Below are 24,234 nucleotides of genomic sequence, written 5' to 3'. Positions count from 1 at the left end.
TATTGACCGGGTCGGATGCATGGAAGGCGTCCGAGAGGTCGCCGAAAGCATTCGGCCCGGGCGCGCCCTCCAACAGACCTTACTGAACGGAACGGAGGCAAGATCATGAACCGAGAACTTTACCGATACAACTTCGACTCCAAGGTCCCGATCCGGGACATCGAGGAGTCTCTGCTCCTGGCGGTGCTCGCCGCCGAGAGCCTTCACGGTCGGTCGCTGGTTCGGCTGGACGCGTCCTTCTGCCTGGATTCGCACAAGCGCTCCTGCGTCGTGGATGCAGCGACCGAGGTCGGCCGCGCCATCGCCCGCATCTTCACCGGTTTTCTCACCCGAGAGTTCGGCGAAGAGGCTTTCCAAGTCGAACGCGTGGGTGACGGCCCGGTGATCGGCCCCGAACTCAAAGCCACGGGGGCCGCCTGATGGAATCGAAAACGACCACCACCTATTCGATGTGGAGCCTGTTCCGCAATTGCCGCAAGGCATGCGAGTGGCGCTACATCCAGGAACTGGTTCCCCTGGAACGGGACCACAACCTGGCCTTCGGCACGGTGATCCACAAGTGCCTGGAGATCTGGCACGGCGGCAGGGACCTGGGGGCCGTCCTCGATTTCATCGACCGGACCTACCCCAACCGCGCACAAGAGGAGGACCAGAAGCGGGACTGGCACCTGGCCGCAGCGATGATGAAAGGCTACGCGGCCTGCTATGCGAGCGAGGAATTCGATGTCGTCGTCCTCGAAAAGACCTTCGAGGGGGGCATCGTCAACCCGGCCACCGGCGCTTCATCCAGAAGCTTCGTGCTGGCCGGAAAGGTCGACGGCGTCGTCAGGATCGGCGACGAGCATTTCCTGATCGAGCACAAGACCGCCTCGCAGGTGGATGCGGACTACCTGGAGCGGCTCTGGACCGACTTCCAGATCGTCCTTTACTCCCGCTACGTGGAACAGACGCTCGGCATCCGCATCGCAGGTGTCCTCTACAACATCCTGGTCAAGGCCCGTCTGCAACAGGGACGCGGTGAAACCGAAGCCGAGTTCGAGGCGCGGCGGGCCGATCTGATCGCAAAGTCCAAGACCGGCAAGAGCAACGCCAAACGCAGACTGACGGAGAGCGACGACGAGTTCCAGGCACGGCTGGCCGCCAAGTACACCGAGCCGGGCATGTTCCATCGGGAGATGCTTTATCTCTCCCGTGACCGGTTCGAGAACCTGCAGTCCGAACTCTGGGAACTGACCCAGGCCTTTCTCGACGCGCGCCGACGCGGCGTCTTCTACCAGAACACCGCCTTCTGTTTCCACTACCGCCGGTCCTGCGCCTATTTCCCGCTCTGCCGCGCCGACGGCAGCCCGAACGTCATCGAGAACTTTTACCGCAAAGTCCCCCCGCACGAAGAGCTGCGGGACGAGACCTCGTTCGAAGAGGCTTCGGCTTTTTGAGGCCCCATAGAAAAGGAGAACCGACATGTTGCCTACGAAGAAAAGTCCCCCCAAGCAGGATCACGCCGATCTCACGGTGCTGGTATACGGCCCGAGCAAGATCGGCAAATCGACCTGGTGTTCCCGGTCCGAAGGCGCGCTGTTTCTCGCCACCGAACCGGGGCTGAATTCGCTGGATGTCTTCCAGGTCCCCATCAGGAGCTGGGAAGAGTTGCTGGCCGCCTGCGGCGAAATCGCCGAGGGCAAGCATCCGTTCAAGACCGTCATTCTCGACACGGTCGACAACGCCTACCGGATGTGCAGCGACTACATCTGCGCGAAATTCAAGATCGAACACGAGTCCGATCTCGGCTACGGCAAGGGCTGGGCGCTGATCAACAACGAGTTTCACCGTGTTCTGACCAAGCTGGCCTTCCTGCCCTATGGACTTTTCCTGGTCTCCCATTCCCAGGAAAAGGAAATCGAGACGCGGACCGGCAAGTACATCCGCATCATCCCGACGCTCCCCGACAAGGCCCGCAAAATCGTGCTGGGCATGGTCGATTTGATCCTCTTCTGCGATCTGGAAGTGACGAGCGACGAGAGCGGCAAACCGGTCTACCGCCGCGTCATGCGCACCAAGCCCAGCCCCCACTACGAGGCGGGCGACCGCACGGGACGGCTTCCCGACACCATCGACCTCAATTTCCAGGCTTTCATTGAAGCGTTCAACAGGCCGGCGGCCGCGCCGAGGGCGAGTGCCCCGCGGTCGGTGCCGGCACCGGGGGACGGGCAGGACAAGAAGCCCGCACCCGCCGGTAAATAAATCCCATAGATGGAGGAACAGACCATGCAGAACGAAGACTACGGACATTTCGACGAGCCTCGCGGCCACGAGGACATCGACCTCGCGCAGTTCGACGACGATTTCGCACATGCCGAGGTCGAGGAACGCGAGTTCGAGACCATCCCGGACGGCAAGTACCAGGTGAACGTCGAGCGGGTGGAGCTGACCCGGGCCCAGACCTCGGGAAACCCCATGCTCAAGTGGACGCTGCGCATCCTCGCCCCGAAGTTCCGGGGAAGACTCCTGTGGCGCAACAACGTCATGGCCACCCGCGAGAACATCAAGTGGCTCAAGACGGACCTGCACACCTGCGGGTTGAACCTGGACAAGCTCTCCGAGCTTCCGACCAACCTGGAAAAGCTCATCAACGTCAAGCTCGAGATCACCAAGCGCACGCGCGGCGAGAACGAGAACGTCTACATCAACCGGCGCATCGTGCTCGAAGACGGCGGAGACGAATACGACTCGGCGGCTCGCAACGCCCTGGCCCCGTTCTGACGTGAACCGGGTCACCGTCGTCGTCGACACGCGGGAGCAGGAGCCCTACACCTTCGAATCCGGTTGCACGGAGGTCGTCCGCCGCGCCCTCCCCGCCGGGGATTACTCCATCGAAGGGCATGAGGATTCCGTGGCGGTGGAGCGAAAGACTCTCGAGGATTTCGTCTCCACCGTCATCCGATCCCGCAAGCGGTTCACCAGGGAGCTGCGCCGTCTCTGCGAGTACGACGCCGCGTGCGTCGTGGTGGAAGCGGATCTCCGGGACATCCTCGGAGGCCGCTACCGCTCCGGAGCGCATCCCAACGCCGTCCTGGGAGCTCTGCTTTCCATCGTCGTCGACTTCGGCATCCCGGTGTTTTTCTGCTCCGACCGGCAGGCCGCCTGCCGGTTCGTGGAGGAATTTCTACACAGGTATCACCGGAAGGTATCGAGACGATGCGAACAAGATCAAACAACCAATCCGTAACCGTCCGCGGCCGCATCGAGACGGTCTTCTACGCCGGGCCGCGGTTCTCCGCAGGCCGTCTCACGACGGCAGACGGCGACGAGGTTCAGTTCGCCGGTCGGCTCTTCGCCCGTGAGAACGAACCGGTCGTGTTGAACGGCCGCTGGGTGACCCACCCGAAATACGGCCGACAATTCGAGGTCGAGGGCATGGAATACGACCTCGATCTGGACGCCGACGGTCTCGCCAACTACCTGGCCAACCACCCGGAGATGAAAGGCATCGGCCCGGCCAAGGCCCGCTTGATCGCCGAACGCTTCGGTCACGATTTCGACCGGATCATCACCGACGAACCCGGACAAATCGCCGAGGCGGCAAGGCTGCCGCTGGATGCCGTACAGAAGCTCCGCACGGAGTGGCTCAAGACGCGGGAGACCAACAAGGCGATCACCTGGCTGGCCGCTTTCGATCTCACCCATCACCAGGTGACGAGCCTGGTCAAAAAGTTCGGCAACGACGTGCTGGGACTGCTCAAGGCAGATCCGTACATCATCGTGCGCGAGGTCCGCGGCTTCGGCTTCAAGCGCGTGGACAAGATCGCGCGGAAGATGGGCACCGCCAAAGACGACCCCGCGCGCATCCGGGCCGGCGTCCTCCACTGCGTGAACGAATCACTGGACCAAGGCGACTGCTGGATCGAGTTCGAGGAGCTGGTCGATCAAGCCAACGTACTGCTGGTCATGGACGTTCTCGACAGCCGGGACCGCATCGAGCAGGCGCTCGACCGGCTCATCGACGAGAATCTCTTGGTCTGCGTCTCCCACGGCGGGAGGTTCCTCGTCGCCAAGCCCGAAATCCGCGCGATGGAGGAGTACCTGGCAAAGGTCTTCCGGAACGGCGGAGCGCCCAACCCGCACTTCCCCGACCGAGACCGCCTGCCCGACATGGTCGCAGAAACCGCGCCGCAGCTCAACGCGGGCCAGCGGCAGGCCGCCGTCACAGCACTTCGTCATTCGATTTCGCTCATCTCCGGCGGAGCGGGCAGCGGCAAGACCTTCACCGTATCCGCCATCACCGGTGTTTACGAGGAACAGGGACTGCGCGTCGTCCTGGCCGCGCCCACAGGCAAGGCCGCCAAGCGTCTCGAACAGGTCGTCGGCCATCCGGCGGGTACGATCCACCGGCTGCTCGGTTTCAACGGCAAAGACTATGCCCGGGGACCGGACGATCCCATCGACGCCGATGTGATCATCGTCGACGAGGTCTCGATGGTGGATGTGCCCCTGGCTTGGCACCTCTTTCAGAGCATCGATCTCGAGCGGTCCGCCGTGGTGCTGGTTGGAGACCACAACCAACTGCCTCCCGTCGGACCGGGCAATCTGTTGCGGGACCTGGTCCAGTCGCGGATGGTCCCCACGGTGCTCCTCGACCAGGTGGTTCGGCAGGCCGGTATCCTGAAGGAGAACAGCATCGCCGTCTTGAACGGCGAGGTCCGCAAGACGAGCGACGCCGAACCCTCCGGCCGCCGCGCCTGGTACGTCGTGGATCAGTTCACCGATCAATGGGACGCGCAGCGGTTCGTACTGGACCTCTTCGAAAATGTGCTCGTGGAACGCCTCGGGTTCGACCTGTTGACCGATGTCCAGCTTCTGACCCCGACCCACAAGGGCCCGCTGGGCACACGCGAACTCAACTGTGAGCTGCAGCGTCTGGTGCAGCGCAGACTCTGGAATGTCGAAGCGCCCCCGACGCCCCCCAGTCGCCGGCCCAAGTTTCTCGCGCATGACAAGGTCATCCAGACCCGGAACAACTACGAGATCGGCGTCATGAACGGCGCGATGGGCGTGGTTCTCCACGTCGGCCGCGACGGCTCTCTGAGCCTGGACTTCGACGGCATCCCGGTGGAGATCGAGGCCGGTTCGCCCAACCTGCAGGACATCCAACTCGCCTATGCCCTGACGATCCACAAGGCCCAGGGCTCCGAGTTTCCATGCGCCGTGGTGGTGGTCCACAAGGCCCACTCCTTCATGCACCACCGGAACCTTCTCTACACCGGCGTCACGCGGGCCAGACAGACGACGGTCCTCGTCGGGGACCGCTGGGGCATCTCGAACTGCGCCAGAAAGAGGAAACAGGACGACCGCCGAACGTTCCTCTCCATCTTGCTGGATGCAGGTCGCCTTGAGGAATCCCGTGTCCCCGCGACGACCGGTCAGTAGCGAATGGACATTCTTGGAGCGGAGCACGCATGGCATTCGAACGTCAGGACAACGTGAGGGAGTATTACCGGCGGATCACCGAGGTCGACATCGGTGCGGTCGCGCGGGAGTTGCTCGGCGCTCACGTCCTGCATGAATCCGACCGCCTGCTCCAATGCGACTGCCCGAACCACAGCAGCCAATCGCACCGTTCCCTCCATGTCATGCTCGACAAGCAGGGTTGGTATTGTTTCGGCTGCGGCGTGGGCGGCGACGTGCTCCAGCTCGTGGAGTTCATCCAGTCGGGCCGGGTGACGCGGGGCCGGTCCGGCCCCATGCCGGAGAGCCATCAGCATGCCCGCGATTTCCTCGCGGCCAAGGTGGGCCTGCCGTCTTTGGCCAAGCACGGACTCTCGCCGGAGGAACTTGCCGAAGCTGAGGCGGAGCGCCTGGTCGAACTGCGGGTCCACGATGTGCTGACAGCCCTGGCGGAACACTACCACGGGCGGCTCAAGGAAAACCCCGAGGTGCTCGAATGGCTTCGGTCCAAGTACGGCCTGTCCATGGAGACGGTCGACAGGCTCCTCATCGGCTATGCGGACAACGACGGCGACGAGGGAATCGTCCGAAAGTTGACCTGCAAGGAACGCGGTTTCTCCCCGCGGGATTTGGCGGCATCCGGCGCGTTCCGTCCCACCAACCAAGACGGACTCGATCCGTTCTTCGACCGGCGCGTCGTGTTTCCCTACTGGAGCCGCGGCCACGTTGTTTTCATGATCGGACGCAAGACACCCTGGACGCCTGACAAACCATGGGAACAAGGAAAATACAAGAAGCTCCCGGTCCACGACGAAAACACCCGCAAGCACATCGCCCCGTGCATCGACAACAGCCACCTTTACAACGAGGACTGCCTGCTCGCCGATCCGGAACGGTTGATCATCACCGAGGGCGTGACCGACTGCATCTCGCTCATGGAACATGGCTTCCCGGCCGTGTCGCCGGTGACCGTCCGTATCCGCGAAGCGGATTGGGACCGGCTGCTGCCGCGCCTTCGCAACGTGAAGACGGTCTACGTCTGCCAGGACAACGAGATCTCCCAGGCCGGGTTGAACGGCGCGCTCAAGACGGCAGCGGTCCTTTCCGAGCACCGCATACAGACCCGGCTCGCGGTTCTCCCCCTGGACGAAAGACGCGAGAACGCCCGCCGGGAATTGCGGGAGCGGTTCGGTCTCGACGCCGCGGTGGGAGCCCGCGAACTGACCAAGCGCCTCGACGGCCGGTCCAAGGAGGAAATCCGCGAGGCCGAGCGACTGCTCTCCGAAGCCAAGATCGATGTCAACGACTACTTCGTAGCCGGTCACTCCGCCCAAGACTTCGAAGAGTTGCTGGCAAAGGCCGAGACGCCCTTGGAGTTCGGCATCTCCCATCTGCCGACCGACGTCTCGGAGGAGGAGCGCAACCGGCTGCTCGAACCGATCCTGCGCGAAGCCGCACACCTCTCCCCGCTGGAGCAGAACCGCCATCTGAAACTCATTCAGGAGCGGTTCGGCAAGACGGGACTCTCGCTGGCCACGTTGCGCGAGCAAGTGCGGGCGGTGCAGAAAGAGCAGAGGTCTAAGGCCAGGCAGGAACGGAAGCGGGAAAAGCGATCATCGGATGCATCTCCCGGATCGTGCCGGGCGCGAATCGAGGAAGTCCTGCTTGCGACCGAAGAAGAACGCGGCTCGCCCGACTTCACCCTCGCAGCCGAAGCCGCCTACGAATGGTTCGCCGCCCACGGGGCCCGGTTCTTCCGCACGCCCCAGGGCGAGCCGTTCATGTTCTTCGAGGACACGATCCTGTGGATGGACACGCCCGACCGGGGCCGTAAGCGGCTCTACGCATCGCTCATGTACAAGCACACCGGGATGGTGCAGACCACCGGCGGCGGCCGCACGTTTTACGAGGTGCTGTCAAACCTGGCGGTGGAGCGCGGACAGGTGCGGGAGCATTTTTCCTGGCTTCACACGGACGTGGCCAGGGAAACGGTCTACTTCAACCTGAACAACACCGACCACGAGATCGCCAAGATCACTCCGGAGGGAGTCGAAATCCTCAAGAACGGCGGCAACGCGGACGGGGTCATCCTGGACGGTTCGCGGAAGATGGCACCGATCCGGTTCCTTCCCGAGGCCGAACCCGCGGAAGCCGACCGGCTCCTGGTGGAGCTGTTGCTCGACAATCTCACCTGCGCGCCGGGGGATCGGGTGCTGATCCTCTCGTGGCTTTCTTGCTTCCTCCTGATCGATTTCGCAGGCACGAGGCCCATGACCCGGTTCGAAGGGCCAGCGGGATCGGGCAAGACCACCGCGAGCAAGTTGATTTCGGCCCTGCTCTACGGCGAGCCCCAGCAGAAGAAGAGCACCGACGCGGCCAACTACACCGACGGCTCGCAGAACCCGCTCATCGTCCTCGACAACATCGAGGTCAAGCAGATGACCGAGGACCTGACGACCTTCATCCTGACCAGCATAACCGGTATCGCCAAGGAAAAGCGCAAGAGCGGCACGGACACCGAAACGGTCATCGAACGGACCAAGTGTCTGCTCAACACGACCGGCATCGAACCCCTGGGAGGGGAACTCGCGGAAATCCTGTCCCGCTCGTTCATCATCCGCTTCGACATGGACGAGCAGGCGAGCGATTGTTTCCTCGAAGCGAAAATTCTGGCTGCGCTCCGGGAGCACCGTGATCTGATCGTCTCTTCCCTGATGAAACGCACGAGCCACCTGCTGGCCATGCTCCGGGCCGGCGCTCAAGAGAAGGTGATGCGGCTCCTGCACCGGAGCCTCGGAAACCACAGCAAGCGGCGATGCAACGACTACCTGAGTCTCATGTACCTGATGATGCTCGCCGGGGAGCGGCAGGAAGTGATCGACCGGGCGCTGGAGGAACTCCATCCGCAGTTCGTGAGCCGGATCGCCACGCTCAACAGCGTCAGCCTCGAGACCGCCCGCGAGTCCAATCCCATCGCCACCTGCCTGGCGGCGCTCTTCAAGGCCTACCGGCACGCACTCGAGGCGGACCGGGAGAGCACCGCATTGAACGTCGCCAAGACCAACAAGGCGGCCTTCCTCGAACGCTACCAGCTCGATTTCCGGAGCGAGACGACCGTTGAGGGCGCTCTGGCCCGCGATCTGTTCGTGGCCGTCAAACGGCTGTCCAAGGATTTCGGTCTGTCCTTCAGCATGAACTCGGTGCAGCAGTTCGCCCAGCGGTTCTCGAACGACCTGGACACCATCCGCCAGGCCGGGTTCGAGATCGTCGTCAACCGATCGGAACATTCCATCCGGCGCACCGCCACCTACGACATCACCTACCTCGTCTGATCCTTTCCCCTGACGATGCTCTCCTGTGCGAAGGGTACCCTTCGCAAACCGCGAAGGACCTTCGCACCCGTAAACATCGTCATATCAAGCTGTTGCGGCGACACTGCGAAGGTGCGAAGGGTTTCAGGGGTTCACCCCCCTTACTCAGGAAAAAATATCGCGTGCCGTGACCCCGTGTCTCCCGACGGACCACCGGTTGTTTTTTCGGTCCGCGCGGGAGTGACACCCTCTACATCCTTCGCACCTTCGCATTCTTTATTCATATCTACCAGCAATATCAATCATCTACAGCACCGCGAAGGCTCCTGCGAAGGTTCGAACCGCATTCATCGACCTTCGCACCTTCGCATCCCGACGGCAGGGACCCCGCTCCGGTAGGTATCCCATGAAACGGAAACCACCCGATTGGAGCAGGGAACGTGAGCCTTCTCGAACTCATGATGCAACAGACCGCCGGAGGATCGGCCCCGGTCGATACGAGCAACCCGTCGGTCGATGTCTCCAAGCCGGAGACATCGGAACCGGCTGAGCGCAACGGTCCGCAGGAAACCGCCGATTCCGACGGCACCGCCCTCTATGCGGCCACGAATCTGGACTCCTGGGAAACCGACAAACCTCGATACTTCGCGCGGGACGTGGGCATGGACGGCATCTGCTATCGCCGTCTGGACCCGGAATACTACGCCTGGCTCCGGCACAAGATGGCGCTGGCCAAAAAGGCGCTGGAGGCAGGACGACTCGATTCCGCCGCCTTCGACGGATTGCGAACCCGCTTCAACGACATCCATGCATGGGCTGTCGCACGTTTCGGTGAGAACGAGCTTCTCGCCGCCGTTCGGAGTCTCGATCCCAAGGCATATCCTCCGCCGGCGATTGACCAGGCCGCCCAGAGCCGTCCCGCTTGTGCCGCACCCGTCTCTCCGGTTGCATGTCCCCCTGCGCCGGATATTGAGCAATACCTTTACCCCAAGGACGGGGAGTGGCGTTTTACGGAGAAGATCCCGCAATCGGCCATCGACAAGGTCGATGCCATCCGCGACCAGGCGCTCTCCCTCGGCTGGTCCGAGGCGCGGCTCTATCAGAACCGGGGACGGTTCCGCTTCCCCTGCGGCGAAGACTACGGTCTCGTCTGTTTCGTCGATGCCAACGAACGCATCGGCCAAGTGACCCGGCAGTACATCGAGATCGTCGGCCCGCCACCGCGGGAGAACCGTCTTCGTTTTCACAACCCCGACGTGGATCAACCATGGCTCAAGAGAACGAATCCGGAAACATGAAACGGCCCTACGCCAATGCCAGGGACGTTCTGCCGTCCGAGGTGCTCGACACCGTCCGGCGGCATTTCACCGGTCTCCTCTGGGTGCCGAGCGACGTGGGCTTTTACGAGGAACGCCGCAAGCTCGTGCTGGCGCTCAAGGGACAAGGCGTGCCTACCCGCGAAATCGCCCGGTTGTCCGGCGTCACGTCGCGCCGGGTGCGCCAGATCGTGGCTCAGAGCCGCGAGGAATCCATCCCGACGCATCGCGATCCGCTCCGGTAGGTATCGAGGGGGTTTCCCCTGAAGAAAGAGGGCGAAATCCGCCTTCCGCCCCGAACCCCGAGATGCCGAAACGAAAAACGCGGTGACCATGGCAGACGACAAGGCCCAAGACAGGATCGGAAAACACGACGCGGGTCAGCTCAAACGCTGGCACCGGAACGCCGCGCCCGAGCAGGAAGTCCGGAAGACCGCCAAGGCGCGGACCGGCAGCGGCGCAGTCCCTGGCAACCAGAACAGCCTGCGCCACGGCATCTACGCCGACCGCTTTCTCTCCCCGGAGGAGCGACCCCTCTTCGAGGCCATCATCGGCCAGCTCTACCAGGACTTCGTGTTCAACAAGAGCTCGGACTTCATGCAGGTCGAGCTGGTGGCGGTCTACTTCCTCAAGCTTGGCCGGGCGCAGGAGTCCGGCGACTGGGACGCAGCCGAGCGGCTGGACCGGATGATCCGCTGCCACCTCAAGGACCTCAAGGCCACCAAGATCGCCCGTGAGGGTGAGGCCTCCCAGGGACCGGAGACGACGCCGGCTGAGTGGGCCACGGCTCTGCTTGAGAAGCTGGCGGAGTCGCAGAAGAAACCGGCCCGGAAAACGACCGCAAGAGGGAAAACACGGAAATGAGGTCGGATAACACCACCGCCCGCCATGCAGCGACCCGCGAAACACGCGGACTTTCGGCCATGCCCGGACTGGGAATGTCGGATAAGACGTGTTCTCTGACCTTCCGAGAACCTCGGTCGGCGGAAGGTTCTCTCTATCAATGCTTCCGCCCGGCTCCCGAAGGCTCCGATGCTGCCCGCATCATTGCCTGCGGATGTGTTCGGGGACGCGACTGTAGGCTGACTGTCTCTTGCCTCTGTCATTGCCTGTCCGAAGGCGGGAACGGGAAAGCGGCCCGGGTGGACCGCTTGGCTTCCATGGGCGGCGGCGGATCAGAGGCGCTCGAGGGCGTCCTCCAGCGCGCCGTCCACGAGGTGGGTGTAGACCTGGGTGGTCGACAGGTCCCGGTGACCGAGGGCCCGCTGGACCACCAGGATGTCCCCGGTCCGGCTGTAGAGGTGGGTGGCGAAGGTGTGCCGGAGCGCATGCGGACCGAGCTTCTTGTCGATGCCCGCGGCCTTGAGCCAATACTCGAGCCGCCTGGCCACCTGCCGCTCGCAGAGCCGCTCCCCGCGGTTGGAGAGGAACAGAGCCCGGCATTCGCCGTCGCCCCGGCGTCGGCGCTCGACCAGGTAACTCCGCAGGAGGGAGCGCAGAGTGGACTTTAGAAACTTCACTTGCGGGACGGAGCCCTTGGCGAGCACGCGGAGATGCTTGGCGTCGAGGTCCACGTCCTCGATGTCAAGGTCGACGAGTTCCTGCAGCCGGATGCCGGTCCCGAGGAAGACCTCGATGATGACGCGGTCCCGGATCGCCAGGGAGGATGCCCTGCCGCGAAGTTCCTTGAACAGACGGCGCTTCTCGGCCTCGGCCAGAAACTTGGGGGGAGTCCGGGGAAGCCTGCGAAGGGTCAACGACCCGGCCGGATTCTCCCGGACGATCCCGTTCCGCTCGGCCCAGGTGAAGAACGACCGGACGGCCGCCTTTAACCGGTGCATGGACGCCGGCGAGCGGACGCCGCCTCCGGCCGAGATCGTCACCTCCGGTGAGGTCAGCGCCTCGTCGATCATAGGGCTGGTCACCTCCTCCGGGACGATCCCCGGATGCCTCCGGAGGATCGCGTCTGACAAGTATGAGAGGTCGCGCAGGTACGCGCTGATGGTGTTCTCCGAGCGCCCTTCAGCCGCGAGCCTTCTGCCGAAGGCTTCCAAGGCGTCAATGAAACCGGGCCGCGCGCTGGAAGGCTCAGGACTGCTCAGCAGCCGGAGCCTCGATGGCGTCGTGTTTGTCATCGCGCTCTCCTCCTTTCTTGGCGCTGCGGCCCATGGGCGTGTCCTTGGGCAGGGGCAGCTTGTCGATGCGGCCGGTCTCCTTGGCCCAGATCAGAAACATGCGGAGCACCCGCTTGGTCTTTTCGACCGTGGGCGCGGAGCGCTCCCGCCCGTTGGGCAGCTTGAGCAACGCATCGGACTTGAAGAATTTTCCCACGTGCGGAATGAGGACGCTGGACAGCTTGCGCTCCGCACCGAAGAAGGCCTCGATCTGCTCGAAGTCCTTGCCGTAGGTGTAGAGCGTCCGCTCCTTCTTCCCCTGGGTCCGCAGGTGTTCCAGATAGGCCTGGGCGGCCTGATGCAGGGTCTCGTTCATGACTCGTTCTCCTTTCGTTCGTTGAGTTCAGGTTTCCCGGACCGGACGGTCCCGACGTCTAAAACTCGCATTCGGCACCTCCTCTCAAACGGCTCAAGTCCTTGTAAATCAAGGCTCTACGCACATTCACATACAGGCTTCGCGTGCGCCGGAAGTCAAGGCGTTCCATGCACATTCCAGAGAAACAATCAGGCCCCGGGCGGGCCGGGAGGGGAATCATGAGAAGACAGATCGCAATGATCCTGAAGGCGCTGTTGGCGGCGAGTCTGGCGGCATCCCTGCTGGGTTGCGCCGCTGCCAGGCCGCCTCAGCGGATTCAGGACGCCATACACACGGCGAACCGCTACATGCCGGAGTACGTGGCCGAGGCCAACAAGGCCCTGGCCGACGCGGAGCACCCGGACCGGGAGCGCCTGGCCGGCATCGGTGACCGCCTGGCCGGGGTATTGGACGCCCTGGACCGTTGGGCATCGGGGCAGGAAAAAACACCGGAGGAGGACAAGCAATGAAAGAAATCCTAGAACGGAACAGCGAGGCCGTCCGCGAGGCTGGACGGCAACTGGTCGAAATCGGCGCGGAGCTGGCTGCCGGGAAGATCGACGATGCCCTGGCCCGGCTCGATACCGCACGGCAGGCTTACCCCGAGTGGGAGGAGCTCGATCAAGCCGCGGCTGATATCGAAGGGGTGATCCGCGACCGCGAAGGGATGCTCGCCGTCCAGCACATTCTGGCCGAAATCGTCGGCACGGTCCTCGGGTCGGTCTTGAGGTCGAGGCTGCCCTGATGGCCCGGATATCCGCCAAGGAGCGCAAACTGGCGGAGACCCTGGCGGACCCGGTCCTCTGGGGACAGGGATACCTGCGCAACCGCGACGGGGGACAACGGGTCTACTGGCCGCACCAGGCGGAAGACCTGCTCTGCCCGGACAAGAATATCATCCACCTCGACGGGCGCGATGTGGGCAAGAGCGTCTGCATCACCACCGACGCCCTGCATTTCGCCTTCACCAACCGCGGCTGCCAGGGACTCGTCGCCGCGCCCCACCAAGGGCATCTCGACACGCTGATCGAGGAGATCGAGTTCCAGCTCGACGCCAACCCGGACCTCATGGTCAGTGTGGCTCTCACCAAATACGGCAAGCCCAAGATTCACCGCAAACCATACTTCCGGCTCGAATTCACCAACGGCGCGATCCTCTACTTCCGTCCCGCCGGGGCTTACGGCGACGCTTTCCGCTCACTGCATGTGGACCGGGTTTGGGTTGACGAAGGGGCTTGGCTCACCGAGCGGGCCTGGAAAGCGCTTCGCCAGTGCCTGAAGTCGGGCGGCAGACTGCGCATCTATTCGACGCCCAACGGGCTGCGTGACACGACCTATTACCGCTTGACCGGCTCAACCCAGTTCCGGGTGTTCCGCTGGCCTTCCTGGCTGAACCCGGCGTGGACCCAGGAGCGCGAGGCCGAGTTGCTGGAGTTCTACGGCGGGCGGGACAGCGCGGGCTGGCAGCACGAGGTGGCCGGCGAACACGGCAAGCCTTCCTACGGCGCGTTCAACATCGAGCACCTCAATCTCTGCCGACAGGATGTGGTCGAGTACCAGAAGGTCGTCGTCACCGGCGAGGAACTGCGCGGCTGCGCCACCGAGGAGGAATCCCATGACCGCCTGGAGATGCTGCTCAATCTCATGCCGCGGACCGGCGTCTTCTGGATCGGCGGAGACCTGGGCTACACCAACGACCCGACGGAGATCGTCGTGTTCCAGGAGATCGAACTGCCCGAGCGGAGGATCGTCAAGCTGATCCTGCGGGTCCGCATGGAGCACGTGGCTTATCCCCACATCGCCCAGACCATCGCACTCCTGGACAGGTACTACACCGCCGCAGGCATCGGCGTGGACAACGGTGGCAACGGGATGGCCGTCGTGCAGGAACTGCTTACCCTGGACAAGTACAAAGACCTGGCTCTTCAGGGGCGGCTGCGCGGTTATGACTTCGGGGGCATGACCACCTTGGCCGTGCGCGACGGCCACGAGGTCAGGAAGCGGACCAAGGAATTCATGACCAGTCTTATCGCCGGGGCGCTCCAGCGACGTCAGCTTGTGTTCCCCATCGAGGACCTGGAGATCGAGGACCAGTTCATCACCCACACCTACACGCTGCACGACGGACGCATCGTCTACTCAAAGGGCAACGACCACGTCATCGACGCCGTGCGCTGCGCCATGCTGGCCCGGGAGCAGTCAACCCTCAACCAAGTGGGCGAGGAGACGGTCTCTCTGGTACCGCTTACGACCGAGCCGGTCTTTATCTGAGGAAGGTCTGGAGCTTCGAGCCGGTCTCGTCGATATCGAGGACGGCGTAGCCCACATGAGCGTCTGGCAGGTTGATATGCGTCATCCGCCGATACCAGCGGGGCGCTTTGACGCCCCTTCCAAGGTCGATGGTATCTTCCGGAACCCGGCCGATGAATTCGAGTGTCTCGGCAACCCATGAAGCATCCGTTTTGGCGGTGTCCAGACACGATTCTCTTACGGCGTCGAAACCATCCCGAAGCCGTTTTTCCGCTTCCTCGACGGTGCTTACCGCGAACGCATTCCAGACCATGCTGGCGGGCGCTCCCATGTGTCCACTGACGGTGAAATCCGCCCTCGTCCTGGCACCGATAAGTTCCACGAAAGGCTCCTTTCCCGGGCTGACATGGGAAACGAAGATGCGCACCATGGCCGGGGCCGCATCCCTTTCGACGGTTTGTATCAAATCGGAGAACTGGGAAAGCGCGCTCCATATCTTCCCTCCGCCGCCTGCGATGGGCCGTTGCATCATCTTCGAGCCGGGAAGCACATTTCCACCGAGCCCGGAGATAAACGCCGGTCCGACCCGGTACCCACGCCGGTGATGCAGGATGTGGAGGTTTGTTACAGCGACATCGCCGTGGAAGAGCCGCTCGACGACCTCCTTGTCCTCGTGGTTTCCCCAGACGGCGTAAACGGGAACATGGAACGATTCGATCCCTTCGAGGAAAAATTGAAACGCGCCAAGCAAACGGTGCTCCCTCGCCGTTCTGATCATGTCCTTTCGGGAAAGCGCCAGGATTCGGTCCCGTTCGGTTCGCGGCAGATCGGAATGCGCGACGTGAAGACGAAGCTCCCGGTCCGAGAGGCGCTCGAAACTCCCTTCGTCGAAAAACCCGAAGTCCCCGGCGTGGATCACGGCATCGGCCCGGACCCGGTCGGTCAGTTCGTCGATCACCCCGAGCCTTCCGTGTGTGTCGCTGATCAGCAAGAATCTCATGCAGCTATTCCGTAGATTCCGGCAGTTCGAGGAGGAACCGCCATGCCGGGACCACTTCGATGGTCCCGCCGCCGGCCTCGATCCGCTCGTCCTCGTTCCGGGTCACGATGGTTCCGGTGGAGAGACCCAGTTCTGCCATCGCCTCACTCAAGGCCGCAGTCTCCCGTTTCCGCGTTTGCGGCTCCGCCAGAGACTCGCACACCTGGACCAGCATCCGCGGCCGGCCTCGCATCGGGACGATGAAATCGACCTCCCGGCCGGCCTTGGTCTTGTAATAGTAGATTTCCGGATGAAGACGCCGGAGCGCGGTGAACACGAGGTTCTCAAGGAGATGGCCGGAGTTGACCAGAATTCCCGACGACACCGAAATGACCAGTGCGTGATCGATGCAGTAGACCTTTTTCGGATTGGTGTTGCTACGCGCGAGGGACGGGTCGAATATGCGCACGGTGAACAGGAAATATGCGTCCTCGAACCATTCCAGGTAGTCCGACACCGCAGACTTCGGAGCCTTATGGCCCAGCGACTTGAGATAGCCCGTGAGACTGTTGACCGAGTAAAGCGAAGCGGTGTTGTCCACCAGCCAGTGCGCCAGATCGGTCACCGCCTTCGGGTGTGAAACGTCGTGGCGCTCGACCAAATCCCGAAACAGGATGGTGTGAAAGTATTCCTGGTGGGTCTTGATCCGCAGGTTCCGGCCAAGGCCAGCGACCTCGGGGAAGCCGCCGGCCTCCCAGTATTCCTCGAAGGCCTTTTGAACGAGGAGCCGCTTTTTCGTCGACAGCGCGCCCTCGCTCGCGATTCCTTTGTAGTCCAGGAATTCCCTGAACGAAAACGGAAACATCTCCCACGAAAGCGCCCGCCCGCGCATCTGCGTGGCGATCTCCTTCGACAGCATTCTGGCTGACGAACCGGTCAGATACACCTCGCATTTTTCCGTGCGCATCAAACGGTCGACGAAGGGCTCCCAACCGGGGGCTGCCTGAATCTCGTCGAAAAAGCAGTAGATCGTCTCGGTGTTTTTCTTCTCCGGGTAGATGGAGTAATAGGCCTCGGCGATCAGGCCGAGATTGTCCTGCCGCAGGTTGTGGAGGCGGTCGTCGAAAAAGTTCAGATACAGAATGTTCTGCCGGGGAACCCCACCGTCCAACAGCCGCTGGATAACCTGGAACATGTATGTCGACTTGCCGCTCCGCCGCACCCCGATGCAGACGGCGGCCTTGCCGTGGACCGCCTCGATACGCAAACGCCGGGGCACCCCGGTCTCCAGTCGGGTTTCCTGGAAATCCAGGATGATGGATTTGATCGTCTCTATCATAGGGTCACTCCTGGCCATGGTTCTTTCCGGTTTCTGCCTTGTCCGGGAATAAATATAGCCGGTTTTGTCTCTAAGTGTCAAGGGATATTTCCGGATACGGTCTGACCTCCCCAGCCCGAACAACCCGCCCACCGACGTTCCTTCCCCGCCTCCGGTAGATAACCCCAGGGGCGGGCTTTCCCCGCCACACGGCGCGAATGTCGCGCCCACAAGGGCAAGAAACCGAGAGGACCCCGGTGGAAACACGAAGCAACTCGACACCCGACAGCCCGGCATCCGGATCGGGCGCTGAGCCGACGCCGCTTTCAGCGGACGGTCTGGTGCTCGTTCCTCTGGCAGCCGCCGCGGCCTTGGACCCGTCCGTGTTCAGCAAGGTCAACGCCTCCGAAGCGATCCCGGCTTCCTGGGAGGACCGGGCGCGCAAGGCCTGGGAGTACTACCTCGAAGAACCGCTGGTGAAGAACTGCGTCAACTCCTGGCGCACCTTCGCCGTGGGCGAAGAAATCAAGATCGCGGGCGATGACGAGAAGGTGAAATGGGAGGCCGTGGATGTCGCCGACCGCCTGAGCGTCTCCGAGTTCGTTAAGGACATGATTCTCCAGCTTCTGGTCAAGGGCGACGCCGTCGGATTCAAACGCTACACCAAGGACGGCAAGGACTTGGAGGAACTGGTCTGCGTCAACCCGGTGTCGGTCAGGGTCAAGTACGCCCAAGGGCGGCTCGTCGAAGCCCGGCAGACGCCGGAAGACAATCCCGCCGCGGACGAGGGACTGGACCTTCCCGTGGAGCAGGTGCTCCATCTCAAGTGGGACGCGCCGGCCTTCTCGCCACGGGGCAACTCGCTCGTCCTTCCCGCGTTCCAGTCCATCGAACTCCTCCGCGACTACCGCCGGGCCGAACAGGCCATCGCCAAGCGCTGGGCCACGCCATTCAGGCTTCTCAAAGTCGGTGGCGCGTTCGGCCAGAAGATGGTCATGCCCGACCAGAAGATGCTCGAACAGGTCCGGGACATGGTCAACAAGATGGACCTCAAGAGCGGCTTGGTCGTCCCTTTCTACGTCACGGTCGAGACCCACGGCACCGAGGGGCAGGTCCTCAACGTCGAGGACAAGGTCAAGGAGGTGAAGGAGGACATCGTCGTGGCGCTAGGCCTCTCGCGGTCGCTGGTGACCGGGGACGGCCCGAACTTCGCCACGGCCTCGGTGAGCCTCCAGAAGATGCTGGTGATGATCCGGGAGATCAAGCAGGCCGCCCGGAGCATCCTGAACTGGATATTCAACGACTGGCTGGAGCTCAAAGGCTGGGAAGACAAGACGCTCCAGTTCCTGTTCAACGACCTCGATCCCTCGGACGCGGTCGATTTCAAGCGCCTGCTCATCGAGCTCTACGACCGCAAGCTCATCAGCCGTTCGAGCCTGCAACTGAAGATGGACCTCGATCCCGACATCGAGGCGGCCAACCGGGAGACCGAGAAGCGCTCGGTGGACATGCTCGACGAAAAGCAGATCAAGCCCATCGTCGATATGGTGACCGCCGGAATCATGGGCGTCGAGACGGCCCAGGAGATGCTCGGCCTCGATCCGGCGAAGAACCCGACGGGAAGTCGCGCCGAGGCATCGTGGGCCGGGCCGTTCGCCCGCGCAAGCATCGCCGCCGTCTGTGATGACTGTGTGCATTTCGACGGTGATCTCAACCACTGCCGGGTCCAACGAAACGAAACCACCTTCGACACCCCGGTCTGCCGCTTCTTCGACCTGAAGACCGCCGCGATGGAACGCGGCTCCGACCGGGAGAAGGAACCGACGTCCCGGCAGGTAGCGTGCCGGGAGTGCGGGGGATGATCGGTGCGCTTGCGGCCAAGCTTCCGCTCTCTCAAGCCGAGGCTATCCGCCTGGCCACGGAGAAGAGCGTCCACGCTCGCAATCTCTATACGGAGCAAACGGTCGCCGATCTGACCGCGATGCTTGCCGGGGCCGAGGAGGAGGTCCGCCGCGCTATCCTCCGCTACAAGAGTCTCGGCTCCCTCCCCGACAACAAGCTGGCCGCTCTCGAAGGTCTCAAGAAACTCCAAGCCGACATCCAGGAGACCACGAGCCGCCTGCACCGGGAGCAGACGCTGCTTTTCCGGAAGACGGCCAAAACATCCTTCCGCCAGGGCATCTACCGAGGCATCGACGAGTTCGCCGCGGCCCAGCTTCCCTTTTACCGCGACTTGACCCCGGAGGGCATCGACAAGCTCGCCACCCGAGTGTTCACCCTGGTGGATACCGATGCCCTCGATTTCATGACCAACTACAACCTGGTCCTGGCCGGCGACGTCAACCGCGAGCTGGCCGACGGCATCAAGCGGGTCGTGATGGGCGGCATCGCCACCGGCAAGGGCGTGGAGGACATCGTCCGCGACCTCGGGCGCGTGGTGAAAGACCCGGAGTCCTTCCGCTACGCCGGTTCCAAGGTGTTCACCAAGGCCCAGTACCGCATGGAGGTGATTGCCCGCACTGAGGTCCTGCGCGCCCATAACCAGGGGCGACTCAAGTTCCACGACCGGGTCGGAGTTCGGAAGCTCGAATGGATGACCATGGAGGACGAGCGGGTTTGCCCCGTCTGCGGGCCGCTGGACGGCAAGGTGTTCGACACGAACCGCTTTCCCCAGCAACCGGCCCATCCCAACTGCCGCTGCACAAGCGTGGTCGCTTGGCCCCTGGTGATCTGCGGAGGAGAGCTGGGGGCGAAAGCCGCGGCTGAACCCGCCGCGTGCATCATCCCGCCCCAGGCCATCGAAGAGCAGGCGAAGGCCAAGGCGGCGGAAGACGCGAAGCTCAAGGCAGCCTTCGAAGGCGGACAGATCGCCGACCTGAACACTCTAAGCGTGAAGCAACTCCAGACCCTGGCCAAGCAGAACGGCGTCTCCATCGCCCGGACCAAAGCCGACTTCATCCATCTGCTCGACGCGGCGGAGCCGGGCGTGGACCACTCCACCCTCTCCGGAGCCGCCCTCGACGCCAAGCTCAAACAACACAAGATCGGCCTGCTCCGCACCAAGGACGACCTGATCCAACTCCTGGCGCAGAAACAGGCGTCCCTCAAGCAGGCGCAGCAACTGGCGGACCAGCTCAAGAAGATTCCGCCGAGCGGCGGGCTGCATGACCTCACCGTGGTCGAGCTGCAGGAGATGGCCAAAGCCAAGGGCGTCTCCCTCAACATGACCAAGCAGGACGTGATCGACCTGCTCGACGAGTTGGAACCCGGCGTCGATCACAAGGCGCTCCAAGGCGCGACCCTGATCGACGCCAAGAAGAAGCACCACATCGGCCCGCTCAAGAACAAGCAGCAGCTTGTCAAGGCGCTGGAAAAGGCGGTCGGTGAGGAACTGGCGGAAAAATGGCGGAAAACACGCGAATAATCTATTTTGTACGGAATTCTTTTAGCCGCGTGTTATCAACAAGCCGGTCAAGGGTCTTCATCGTGAAGACCTTTCCACGCGTTGCAAGGATCATTTTCTTCATGTCCTCGCGGCGAACCCCAAAACCACGGCCGCCGATACACGCGATGACTTCGTATTTTGGATTGTCTGACGGACGGCCAGCAAGGCTCAGCTCTCCAAGATGTTGTATCCGGGTCACTTTATCTCGAGCTGTTCCATCGTCCTCGGTGATTTTGGCTTCTATGATAATTTGCGGATTAAATTCGCTCGGTATAATGAAATCCGGAGTTTGATCGAACCCCTCGATACGTTCGGCGCGCTTGGTTTTGCGGAAACTGATTCCGGACTTGGATAAGACTTCTTCAATGGCCGATTCAAGACTATCACCGACCAATTCGCTCACCGAATCACGATGCCCGGCGAATGGCCTTCCGAGAAAGCGCTCATAAAGCAACATGGCGTATGGAACGCCCATGCCAGCGAGATTTGAGAGGCTTTCGATACCGCGTCTCGTGTCAGCCTTGTCGAGCCGGTGAAGCTGATCAACGTCTACTTCCGGAACACCCTCCGTGAGCAACATGCATGCCGTTTTGATCAGGGCTTCAAGCCGTTCCCTGGTGACACCGTTGAAGTTCAGCGGTGTTTCAGGAGACATGCGGATTTTACGGTCAAGAGAACGCACAAATCCCTGTGAAACATCAACACCGGTTCTTTGACTCGTCACATAGCCCCATTCGGGAGGGGTGAAGCCAAGCATGGTCCGCAGCACGACAATGGAAATCGGCTCCTGTATGGTTACAGAAAGAACAGACGTCGGCTCGAATTTAGTAAACCCCATTGTCCCTGATTTCAACGCTTCATAGCCGTGCTCGAAAACGGGGTATTCGACAAACCCAGCTCCTTTCGGCATGACCAGAAACTCGGATTCGAGACAGGAAAATACGGCATCGACGTAGCCTTCTGGATTTTTGAGAATGTCTTCGAAACTGACTTCAAAAGGAAACGTGGGCATATTCGACTCCGTAATCCATGGTATTTTCTCGGACAGTGAGCAGCGGTTCGTGAGAGCAAGTTCCATTTAATTCATTGAGGTGCCGTTCAACTTTAGGCCACCCGCCGAATGCTCGGAGCCAATCGGCCACCGCTGAAAGTTTCTTTGATGTATTGGTTGAATTGTCCCAAGTGCTCCGCAGATTCCATATCGCCAAGCGAATGAGATGGCCATAAGCAATGCAACGAGTGTCCCCAATCGACGGCTTAACATTTCCTTTCCGAAGCTCGGCTAAGTCTTGGCATACCAGACCGGCGACACCTGCGGCTAAACAAGGCAAACTTTGTTTTGAAACGAATCCGGTCTTTCGACATACAAAAACAGTGTCGATAATGGAAGAACCCGTGCCGTTGATATGGATGGAAGCTCCCATCTCCGCCGGACAAGGCAAGGAAGCGGAACAAACCAATCCGGCGTCAAGGATGGCCACGGCAATTGGAAAGTAGGCTTCGATGGTGTTGTGATGATAAGTGAAGGCTAACGGGGCCTTTGGCTTCAGGGCTTTTGCCATTCGCTGGAATACGGAAGAGATGCCCTCCGTAAAATATTCCAGATCTCTTCCCATGTCTACATTGCCGGTTAATTCATGCTGGCTCCGCGTCGATGGGTGCTGAAACGGTTTCTCCTTCTCGCCGATCAACTTTCGCAACCATACGTAACAGAAGTCCATCAATTCCGCATATTGGACATTTCCAAAGTAAGGAGGATCGGTAAGAACCGCATCGAGCGAGGATTCAGGCAAATCCACGGATGCCGAATTTTCGCAGTGAATTTCCACAATCCTGTGTCGCCCGACTTGTCCACCGTTAAGACGGTCGCCGATCCATTCGCCCCTGATCGGAATTATTTCTTTGTTTCGCCCTTTGTGGCGTACTTCGAATGGGTCATCACAGTAAGCTTTTGCTTTACGATATTTTTCTGTGATGTTTTTCCATCCCCCGCTACCAACGCATATATTTTTCCCTTTTTCCACGATCCCGAGAAAATTGGATTCGCATTGGATGAGCCCAACCGGGAACCCATGTACAGAAAATATATCCAGGGACTTCAGCGCCATTGTGTCGTAACGGCACAGCATATTCTGGTAGCGCAGGAGATCGGAGAAATTGGTTGCTAACGCGTTTCTGACACGTTCATCTGTGATCTTAGAAATGATCCGTGCGGAAAGTTCTAGGCCCAGGAGTTGGCGAGCGTTGAACATTTCCCGATACCGCCTATATCCCCAACGATGGAGACGATTTGTCTCGTCGCCAGAAGGAATCTCATCGTCGGGAACAAAACGAGGTCGTGTTGTCGACCATCGTTTCTCGGATTCCGTCACACGGGCGATGTCTTGATCGTCAGGCGCCTTGAAAAAACGTCCATCATGTCTGCTCTTACAGGTCGGGCAATGATACTCGATGGCGAAAAGACGATGCGTTGGAGGTCCAAGAGATGGGTTCGGGAATCTATTTTCTGCTCCACAGTGGGGGCACCGGCAACGGTTACGAGCCGCCGGTCCGTCCACTACAAGCGAATCTCCGCAGTAACCACATCGACCGGGATTCTTTCGATCGGCGGTTTCCGACAATTGCCCGCATGAGGGGCATACGAAGACGTTTTTCGGATGCCTTGCATCCGAAGAGAGAAGATAGCCCGGGAAAAGGTCTACAGTCTTTCGGCAACCCTGACAGACGATCTTTTTCACCCACAAGAAGTACTTTATGTGGGCGTCTTCGCTGCCACACAAACAGCATTTTGTTCGGTAAAGGTGGCCGATCTCTTTTTCAAGCTCGGCACGCAGTGAATCCGCAGCCTCGTCATAGGCTGCAAGACTGAGGTGCTCGATTCCCTGCTTCACGATCCAGTAGGACATCGGGTTGATATCGAAACCCACCACATCGCAACCAAGACGGTTCGCTTCCAATAGAGGCGTGCCTCCACCCATGAACGGGTCGGCGATTCTGCGCCCCGCAAACTCATTGGCATCGTAAAAGGCCTCGCGCATAGGTCGTTCTGAAAACTCGGCCAGCAAGAGACCCCGAAATAACGTTCCCGGTCTGCGAGCGAACCATTTATGCACCGCGATTATAGGCCGGTAGTTCTGTTGAATCTGTTTTTCTCGAAGGGCAAGGTCGGCAATGAACGGAATGTCGAAATTTCTCTCGATCATCTGGCAACACCTTCCTGCCTCTGACCGGCGCTGACAGGTCGTTGGTTTTTCATCCACTGATCGATTTCCTCCCGGTCGAAGCGCCATTGGTTGCCGACCTTGGATGCCGGGATTTCCCCCTCCTGCGCCATGCGGTAAAGCTTGGTCCGGCCCATCTTCAGGTATTCGGCCAGTTCCTCTATGGTCAACCACTTTGTTCGGTCCATCGGAATCCTCTGCACATGCTCGCGTCCTCGCCACGAAACGACAATGAATGATAACACCCGGCACATTTCGTGTCAAATCAAAAAGTCGGGCCGCATCTCCTGATTCCCCCTCCGACACTTTCCGACGGTCTCCGGTAGGTATCCAAGCGACAGGGCTCTCGGCCTGATATCGGGGTTCACCCCGGGCACGGGCCGACCGCTCACCGGCATCAACCGGATTTGTCGCGACATGACC

The 24,234-nt window shown here is 61.2% G+C and carries 22 protein-coding genes; 15 read left to right on the top strand and 7 right to left on the bottom strand.

The genetic code is table 11. From position 1 onward, the window contains the following. Positions 1-15: 15 nt before the first annotated feature. The 10 genes from QMG16_RS13685 (at position 16) to QMG16_RS13640 (ending at position 10,933) form a co-directional block, all read left to right on the top strand. Positions 16-420, top strand: coding sequence for a hypothetical protein (locus QMG16_RS13685; RefSeq protein WP_281795028.1), 405 nt, complete (start codon positions 16-18; stop codon positions 418-420). Further along, a complete protein-coding gene (locus QMG16_RS13680; RefSeq protein ID WP_281795026.1) occupies positions 420-1,436 on the top strand; it encodes a PD-(D/E)XK nuclease family protein in 1,017 nt (338 codons plus the stop codon). Before QMG16_RS13685 ends, QMG16_RS13680 begins: the two co-directional genes overlap by 1 nt. 25 nt (positions 1,437-1,461) lie before the next feature. Then, positions 1,462-2,241, top strand: a complete 780-nt coding sequence (locus QMG16_RS13675; RefSeq protein ID WP_020046753.1) for an ATP-binding protein — start codon at positions 1,462-1,464, stop codon at positions 2,239-2,241. Between the two features lie 24 nt (positions 2,242-2,265). Continuing rightward, complete coding sequence (locus tag QMG16_RS13670; RefSeq protein ID WP_281795023.1) at positions 2,266-2,760, top strand: DUF669 domain-containing protein; 495 nt, start codon at positions 2,266-2,268, stop codon at positions 2,758-2,760. A gap of 1 nt (position 2,761) precedes the next feature. After that, positions 2,762-3,226, top strand: a complete 465-nt coding sequence (locus QMG16_RS13665; protein WP_281795020.1) for an ERCC4 domain-containing protein — start codon at positions 2,762-2,764, stop codon at positions 3,224-3,226. Next, complete coding sequence (gene recD2, locus QMG16_RS13660) at positions 3,196-5,424, top strand: SF1B family DNA helicase RecD2 (RefSeq protein WP_281795017.1); 2,229 nt, start codon at positions 3,196-3,198, stop codon at positions 5,422-5,424. Before QMG16_RS13665 ends, recD2 begins: the two co-directional genes overlap by 31 nt. Before the next feature lie 29 nt (positions 5,425-5,453). Then, positions 5,454-8,774, top strand: coding sequence for a CHC2 zinc finger domain-containing protein (locus QMG16_RS13655; RefSeq protein ID WP_281795014.1), 3,321 nt, complete (start codon positions 5,454-5,456; stop codon positions 8,772-8,774). Positions 8,775-9,193: 419 nt separating this feature from the next. After that, positions 9,194-10,051: a hypothetical protein gene (locus QMG16_RS13650; protein WP_281795012.1), complete on the top strand. Its 858-nt coding sequence runs from the start codon at positions 9,194-9,196 to the stop codon at positions 10,049-10,051. Then, on the top strand, positions 10,021-10,314 hold the full coding sequence (locus QMG16_RS13645) for a helix-turn-helix domain-containing protein (RefSeq protein WP_281795010.1): 294 nt from the start codon (positions 10,021-10,023) through the stop codon (positions 10,312-10,314). Before QMG16_RS13650 ends, QMG16_RS13645 begins: the two co-directional genes overlap by 31 nt. 88 nt (positions 10,315-10,402) lie before the next feature. Continuing rightward, on the top strand, positions 10,403-10,933 hold the full coding sequence (locus QMG16_RS13640; RefSeq protein ID WP_281795007.1) for a hypothetical protein: 531 nt from the start codon (positions 10,403-10,405) through the stop codon (positions 10,931-10,933). Positions 10,934-11,244: 311 nt separating this feature from the next. Here QMG16_RS13640 and QMG16_RS13635 read toward each other — a convergent pair whose 3' ends face one another. Continuing rightward, positions 11,245-12,204 carry a tyrosine-type recombinase/integrase gene (locus QMG16_RS13635; RefSeq protein ID WP_020046762.1) on the bottom strand — a complete coding sequence of 320 codons (960 nt, stop codon included), beginning with the start codon at positions 12,202-12,204 and terminating at the stop codon, positions 11,245-11,247. After that, positions 12,158-12,559 carry a hypothetical protein gene (locus tag QMG16_RS13630; protein WP_020046763.1) on the bottom strand — a complete coding sequence of 134 codons (402 nt, stop codon included), beginning with the start codon at positions 12,557-12,559 and terminating at the stop codon, positions 12,158-12,160. The genes QMG16_RS13635 and QMG16_RS13630 overlap by 47 nt, the downstream gene beginning before the upstream one ends. 218 nt (positions 12,560-12,777) lie before the next feature. On the opposite strand from QMG16_RS13630, the gene QMG16_RS13625 reads away from it, so the two are divergent. The 3 genes from QMG16_RS13625 to QMG16_RS13615 are packed head-to-tail and all read left to right on the top strand — an operon-like array spanning position 12,778 to position 14,869. After that, entirely contained in the window at positions 12,778-13,068 is a 291-nt protein-coding gene (locus QMG16_RS13625) for a hypothetical protein (RefSeq protein ID WP_281795003.1), read from the top strand. Then, positions 13,065-13,343, top strand: a complete 279-nt coding sequence (locus QMG16_RS13620) for a hypothetical protein (protein ID WP_020046765.1) — start codon at positions 13,065-13,067, stop codon at positions 13,341-13,343. Before QMG16_RS13625 ends, QMG16_RS13620 begins: the two co-directional genes overlap by 4 nt. Next, positions 13,343-14,869, top strand: a complete 1,527-nt coding sequence (locus tag QMG16_RS13615) for a terminase large subunit domain-containing protein (protein ID WP_020046766.1) — start codon at positions 13,343-13,345, stop codon at positions 14,867-14,869. Before QMG16_RS13620 ends, QMG16_RS13615 begins: the two co-directional genes overlap by 1 nt. On the opposite strand, the gene QMG16_RS13610 is transcribed toward QMG16_RS13615, so the two are convergent. Further along, positions 14,862-15,848: a metallophosphoesterase family protein gene (locus tag QMG16_RS13610; RefSeq protein ID WP_281794996.1), complete on the bottom strand. Its 987-nt coding sequence runs from the start codon at positions 15,846-15,848 to the stop codon at positions 14,862-14,864. The two genes, QMG16_RS13615 and QMG16_RS13610, sit on opposite strands and share 8 nt — an antisense overlap. Positions 15,849-15,852: 4 nt before the next feature. After that, complete coding sequence (locus QMG16_RS13605; RefSeq protein WP_281794995.1) at positions 15,853-17,166, bottom strand: ATP-binding protein; 1,314 nt, start codon at positions 17,164-17,166, stop codon at positions 15,853-15,855. A gap of 320 nt (positions 17,167-17,486) precedes the next feature. On the opposite strand from QMG16_RS13605, the gene QMG16_RS13600 reads away from it, so the two are divergent. After that, complete coding sequence (locus QMG16_RS13600) at positions 17,487-19,007, top strand: phage portal protein family protein (RefSeq protein WP_373878746.1); 1,521 nt, start codon at positions 17,487-17,489, stop codon at positions 19,005-19,007. After that, positions 19,004-20,569, top strand: coding sequence for a minor capsid protein (locus QMG16_RS13595; protein WP_281794991.1), 1,566 nt, complete (start codon positions 19,004-19,006; stop codon positions 20,567-20,569). The genes QMG16_RS13600 and QMG16_RS13595 overlap by 4 nt, the downstream gene beginning before the upstream one ends. A gap of 1 nt (position 20,570) precedes the next feature. Here the strand turns inward: QMG16_RS13595 and QMG16_RS13590 are convergent, their stop codons facing one another. The 3 genes from QMG16_RS13590 to QMG16_RS13580 are packed head-to-tail and all read right to left on the bottom strand — an operon-like array spanning position 20,571 to position 23,999. Continuing rightward, positions 20,571-21,602 (bottom strand): hypothetical protein, encoded by a 1,032-nt coding sequence (locus QMG16_RS13590; RefSeq protein WP_281794989.1) that lies wholly within the window; start codon positions 21,600-21,602, stop codon positions 20,571-20,573. Next, the gene (locus QMG16_RS13585; RefSeq protein ID WP_281794987.1) at positions 21,583-23,793 is read right to left on the bottom strand and encodes a DUF1156 domain-containing protein; all 2,211 of its coding nucleotides are present in this window, start codon (positions 23,791-23,793) and stop codon (positions 21,583-21,585) included. The genes QMG16_RS13590 and QMG16_RS13585 overlap by 20 nt, the downstream gene beginning before the upstream one ends. Further along, on the bottom strand, positions 23,790-23,999 hold the full coding sequence (locus tag QMG16_RS13580) for a helix-turn-helix domain-containing protein (protein ID WP_281794984.1): 210 nt from the start codon (positions 23,997-23,999) through the stop codon (positions 23,790-23,792). Before QMG16_RS13580 ends, QMG16_RS13585 begins: the two co-directional genes overlap by 4 nt. Positions 24,000-24,234: the final 235 nt, after the last annotated feature.

This window comes from Desulforhabdus amnigena, assembly GCF_027925305.1.
Lineage (GTDB): Bacteria > Desulfobacterota > Syntrophobacteria > Syntrophobacterales > Syntrophobacteraceae > Desulforhabdus > Desulforhabdus amnigena.
The sequence above is the reverse complement of the archived record's forward strand: the minus strand, read 5'-3'. Positions and strand labels throughout refer to the sequence as shown.

What these genes read in the sequence shown, in the direction of transcription:
- QMG16_RS13685 (WP_281795028.1), top strand. Translation starts at nt 16, where the DNA reads ATGCATGGAAGGCGTCCGAGAGGTCGCCGAAAGCATTCGGCCCGGGCG.
- QMG16_RS13680 (WP_281795026.1), top strand. Translation starts at nt 420, where the DNA reads ATGGAATCGAAAACGACCACCACCTATTCGATGTGGAGCCTGTTCCGC.
- QMG16_RS13675 (WP_020046753.1), top strand. Translation starts at nt 1,462, where the DNA reads ATGTTGCCTACGAAGAAAAGTCCCCCCAAGCAGGATCACGCCGATCTC.
- QMG16_RS13670 (WP_281795023.1), top strand. Translation starts at nt 2,266, where the DNA reads ATGCAGAACGAAGACTACGGACATTTCGACGAGCCTCGCGGCCACGAG.
- recD2 (WP_281795017.1), top strand. Translation starts at nt 3,196, where the DNA reads ATGCGAACAAGATCAAACAACCAATCCGTAACCGTCCGCGGCCGCATC.
- QMG16_RS13655 (WP_281795014.1), top strand. Translation starts at nt 5,454, where the DNA reads ATGGCATTCGAACGTCAGGACAACGTGAGGGAGTATTACCGGCGGATC.
- QMG16_RS13645 (WP_281795010.1), top strand. Translation starts at nt 10,021, where the DNA reads ATGGCTCAAGAGAACGAATCCGGAAACATGAAACGGCCCTACGCCAAT.
- QMG16_RS13640 (WP_281795007.1), top strand. Translation starts at nt 10,403, where the DNA reads ATGGCAGACGACAAGGCCCAAGACAGGATCGGAAAACACGACGCGGGT.
- QMG16_RS13635 (WP_020046762.1), bottom strand. Translation starts at nt 12,204, where the DNA reads ATGACAAACACGACGCCATCGAGGCTCCGGCTGCTGAGCAGTCCTGAG.
- QMG16_RS13630 (WP_020046763.1), bottom strand. Translation starts at nt 12,559, where the DNA reads ATGAACGAGACCCTGCATCAGGCCGCCCAGGCCTATCTGGAACACCTG.
- QMG16_RS13625 (WP_281795003.1), top strand. Translation starts at nt 12,778, where the DNA reads ATGAGAAGACAGATCGCAATGATCCTGAAGGCGCTGTTGGCGGCGAGT.
- QMG16_RS13620 (WP_020046765.1), top strand. Translation starts at nt 13,065, where the DNA reads ATGAAAGAAATCCTAGAACGGAACAGCGAGGCCGTCCGCGAGGCTGGA.
- QMG16_RS13615 (WP_020046766.1), top strand. Translation starts at nt 13,343, where the DNA reads ATGGCCCGGATATCCGCCAAGGAGCGCAAACTGGCGGAGACCCTGGCG.
- QMG16_RS13610 (WP_281794996.1), bottom strand. Translation starts at nt 15,848, where the DNA reads ATGAGATTCTTGCTGATCAGCGACACACACGGAAGGCTCGGGGTGATC.
- QMG16_RS13605 (WP_281794995.1), bottom strand. Translation starts at nt 17,166, where the DNA reads ATGATAGAGACGATCAAATCCATCATCCTGGATTTCCAGGAAACCCGA.
- QMG16_RS13595 (WP_281794991.1), top strand. Translation starts at nt 19,004, where the DNA reads ATGATCGGTGCGCTTGCGGCCAAGCTTCCGCTCTCTCAAGCCGAGGCT.
- QMG16_RS13590 (WP_281794989.1), bottom strand. Translation starts at nt 21,602, where the DNA reads ATGCCCACGTTTCCTTTTGAAGTCAGTTTCGAAGACATTCTCAAAAAT.
- QMG16_RS13585 (WP_281794987.1), bottom strand. Translation starts at nt 23,793, where the DNA reads ATGATCGAGAGAAATTTCGACATTCCGTTCATTGCCGACCTTGCCCTT.
- QMG16_RS13580 (WP_281794984.1), bottom strand. Translation starts at nt 23,999, where the DNA reads ATGGACCGAACAAAGTGGTTGACCATAGAGGAACTGGCCGAATACCTG.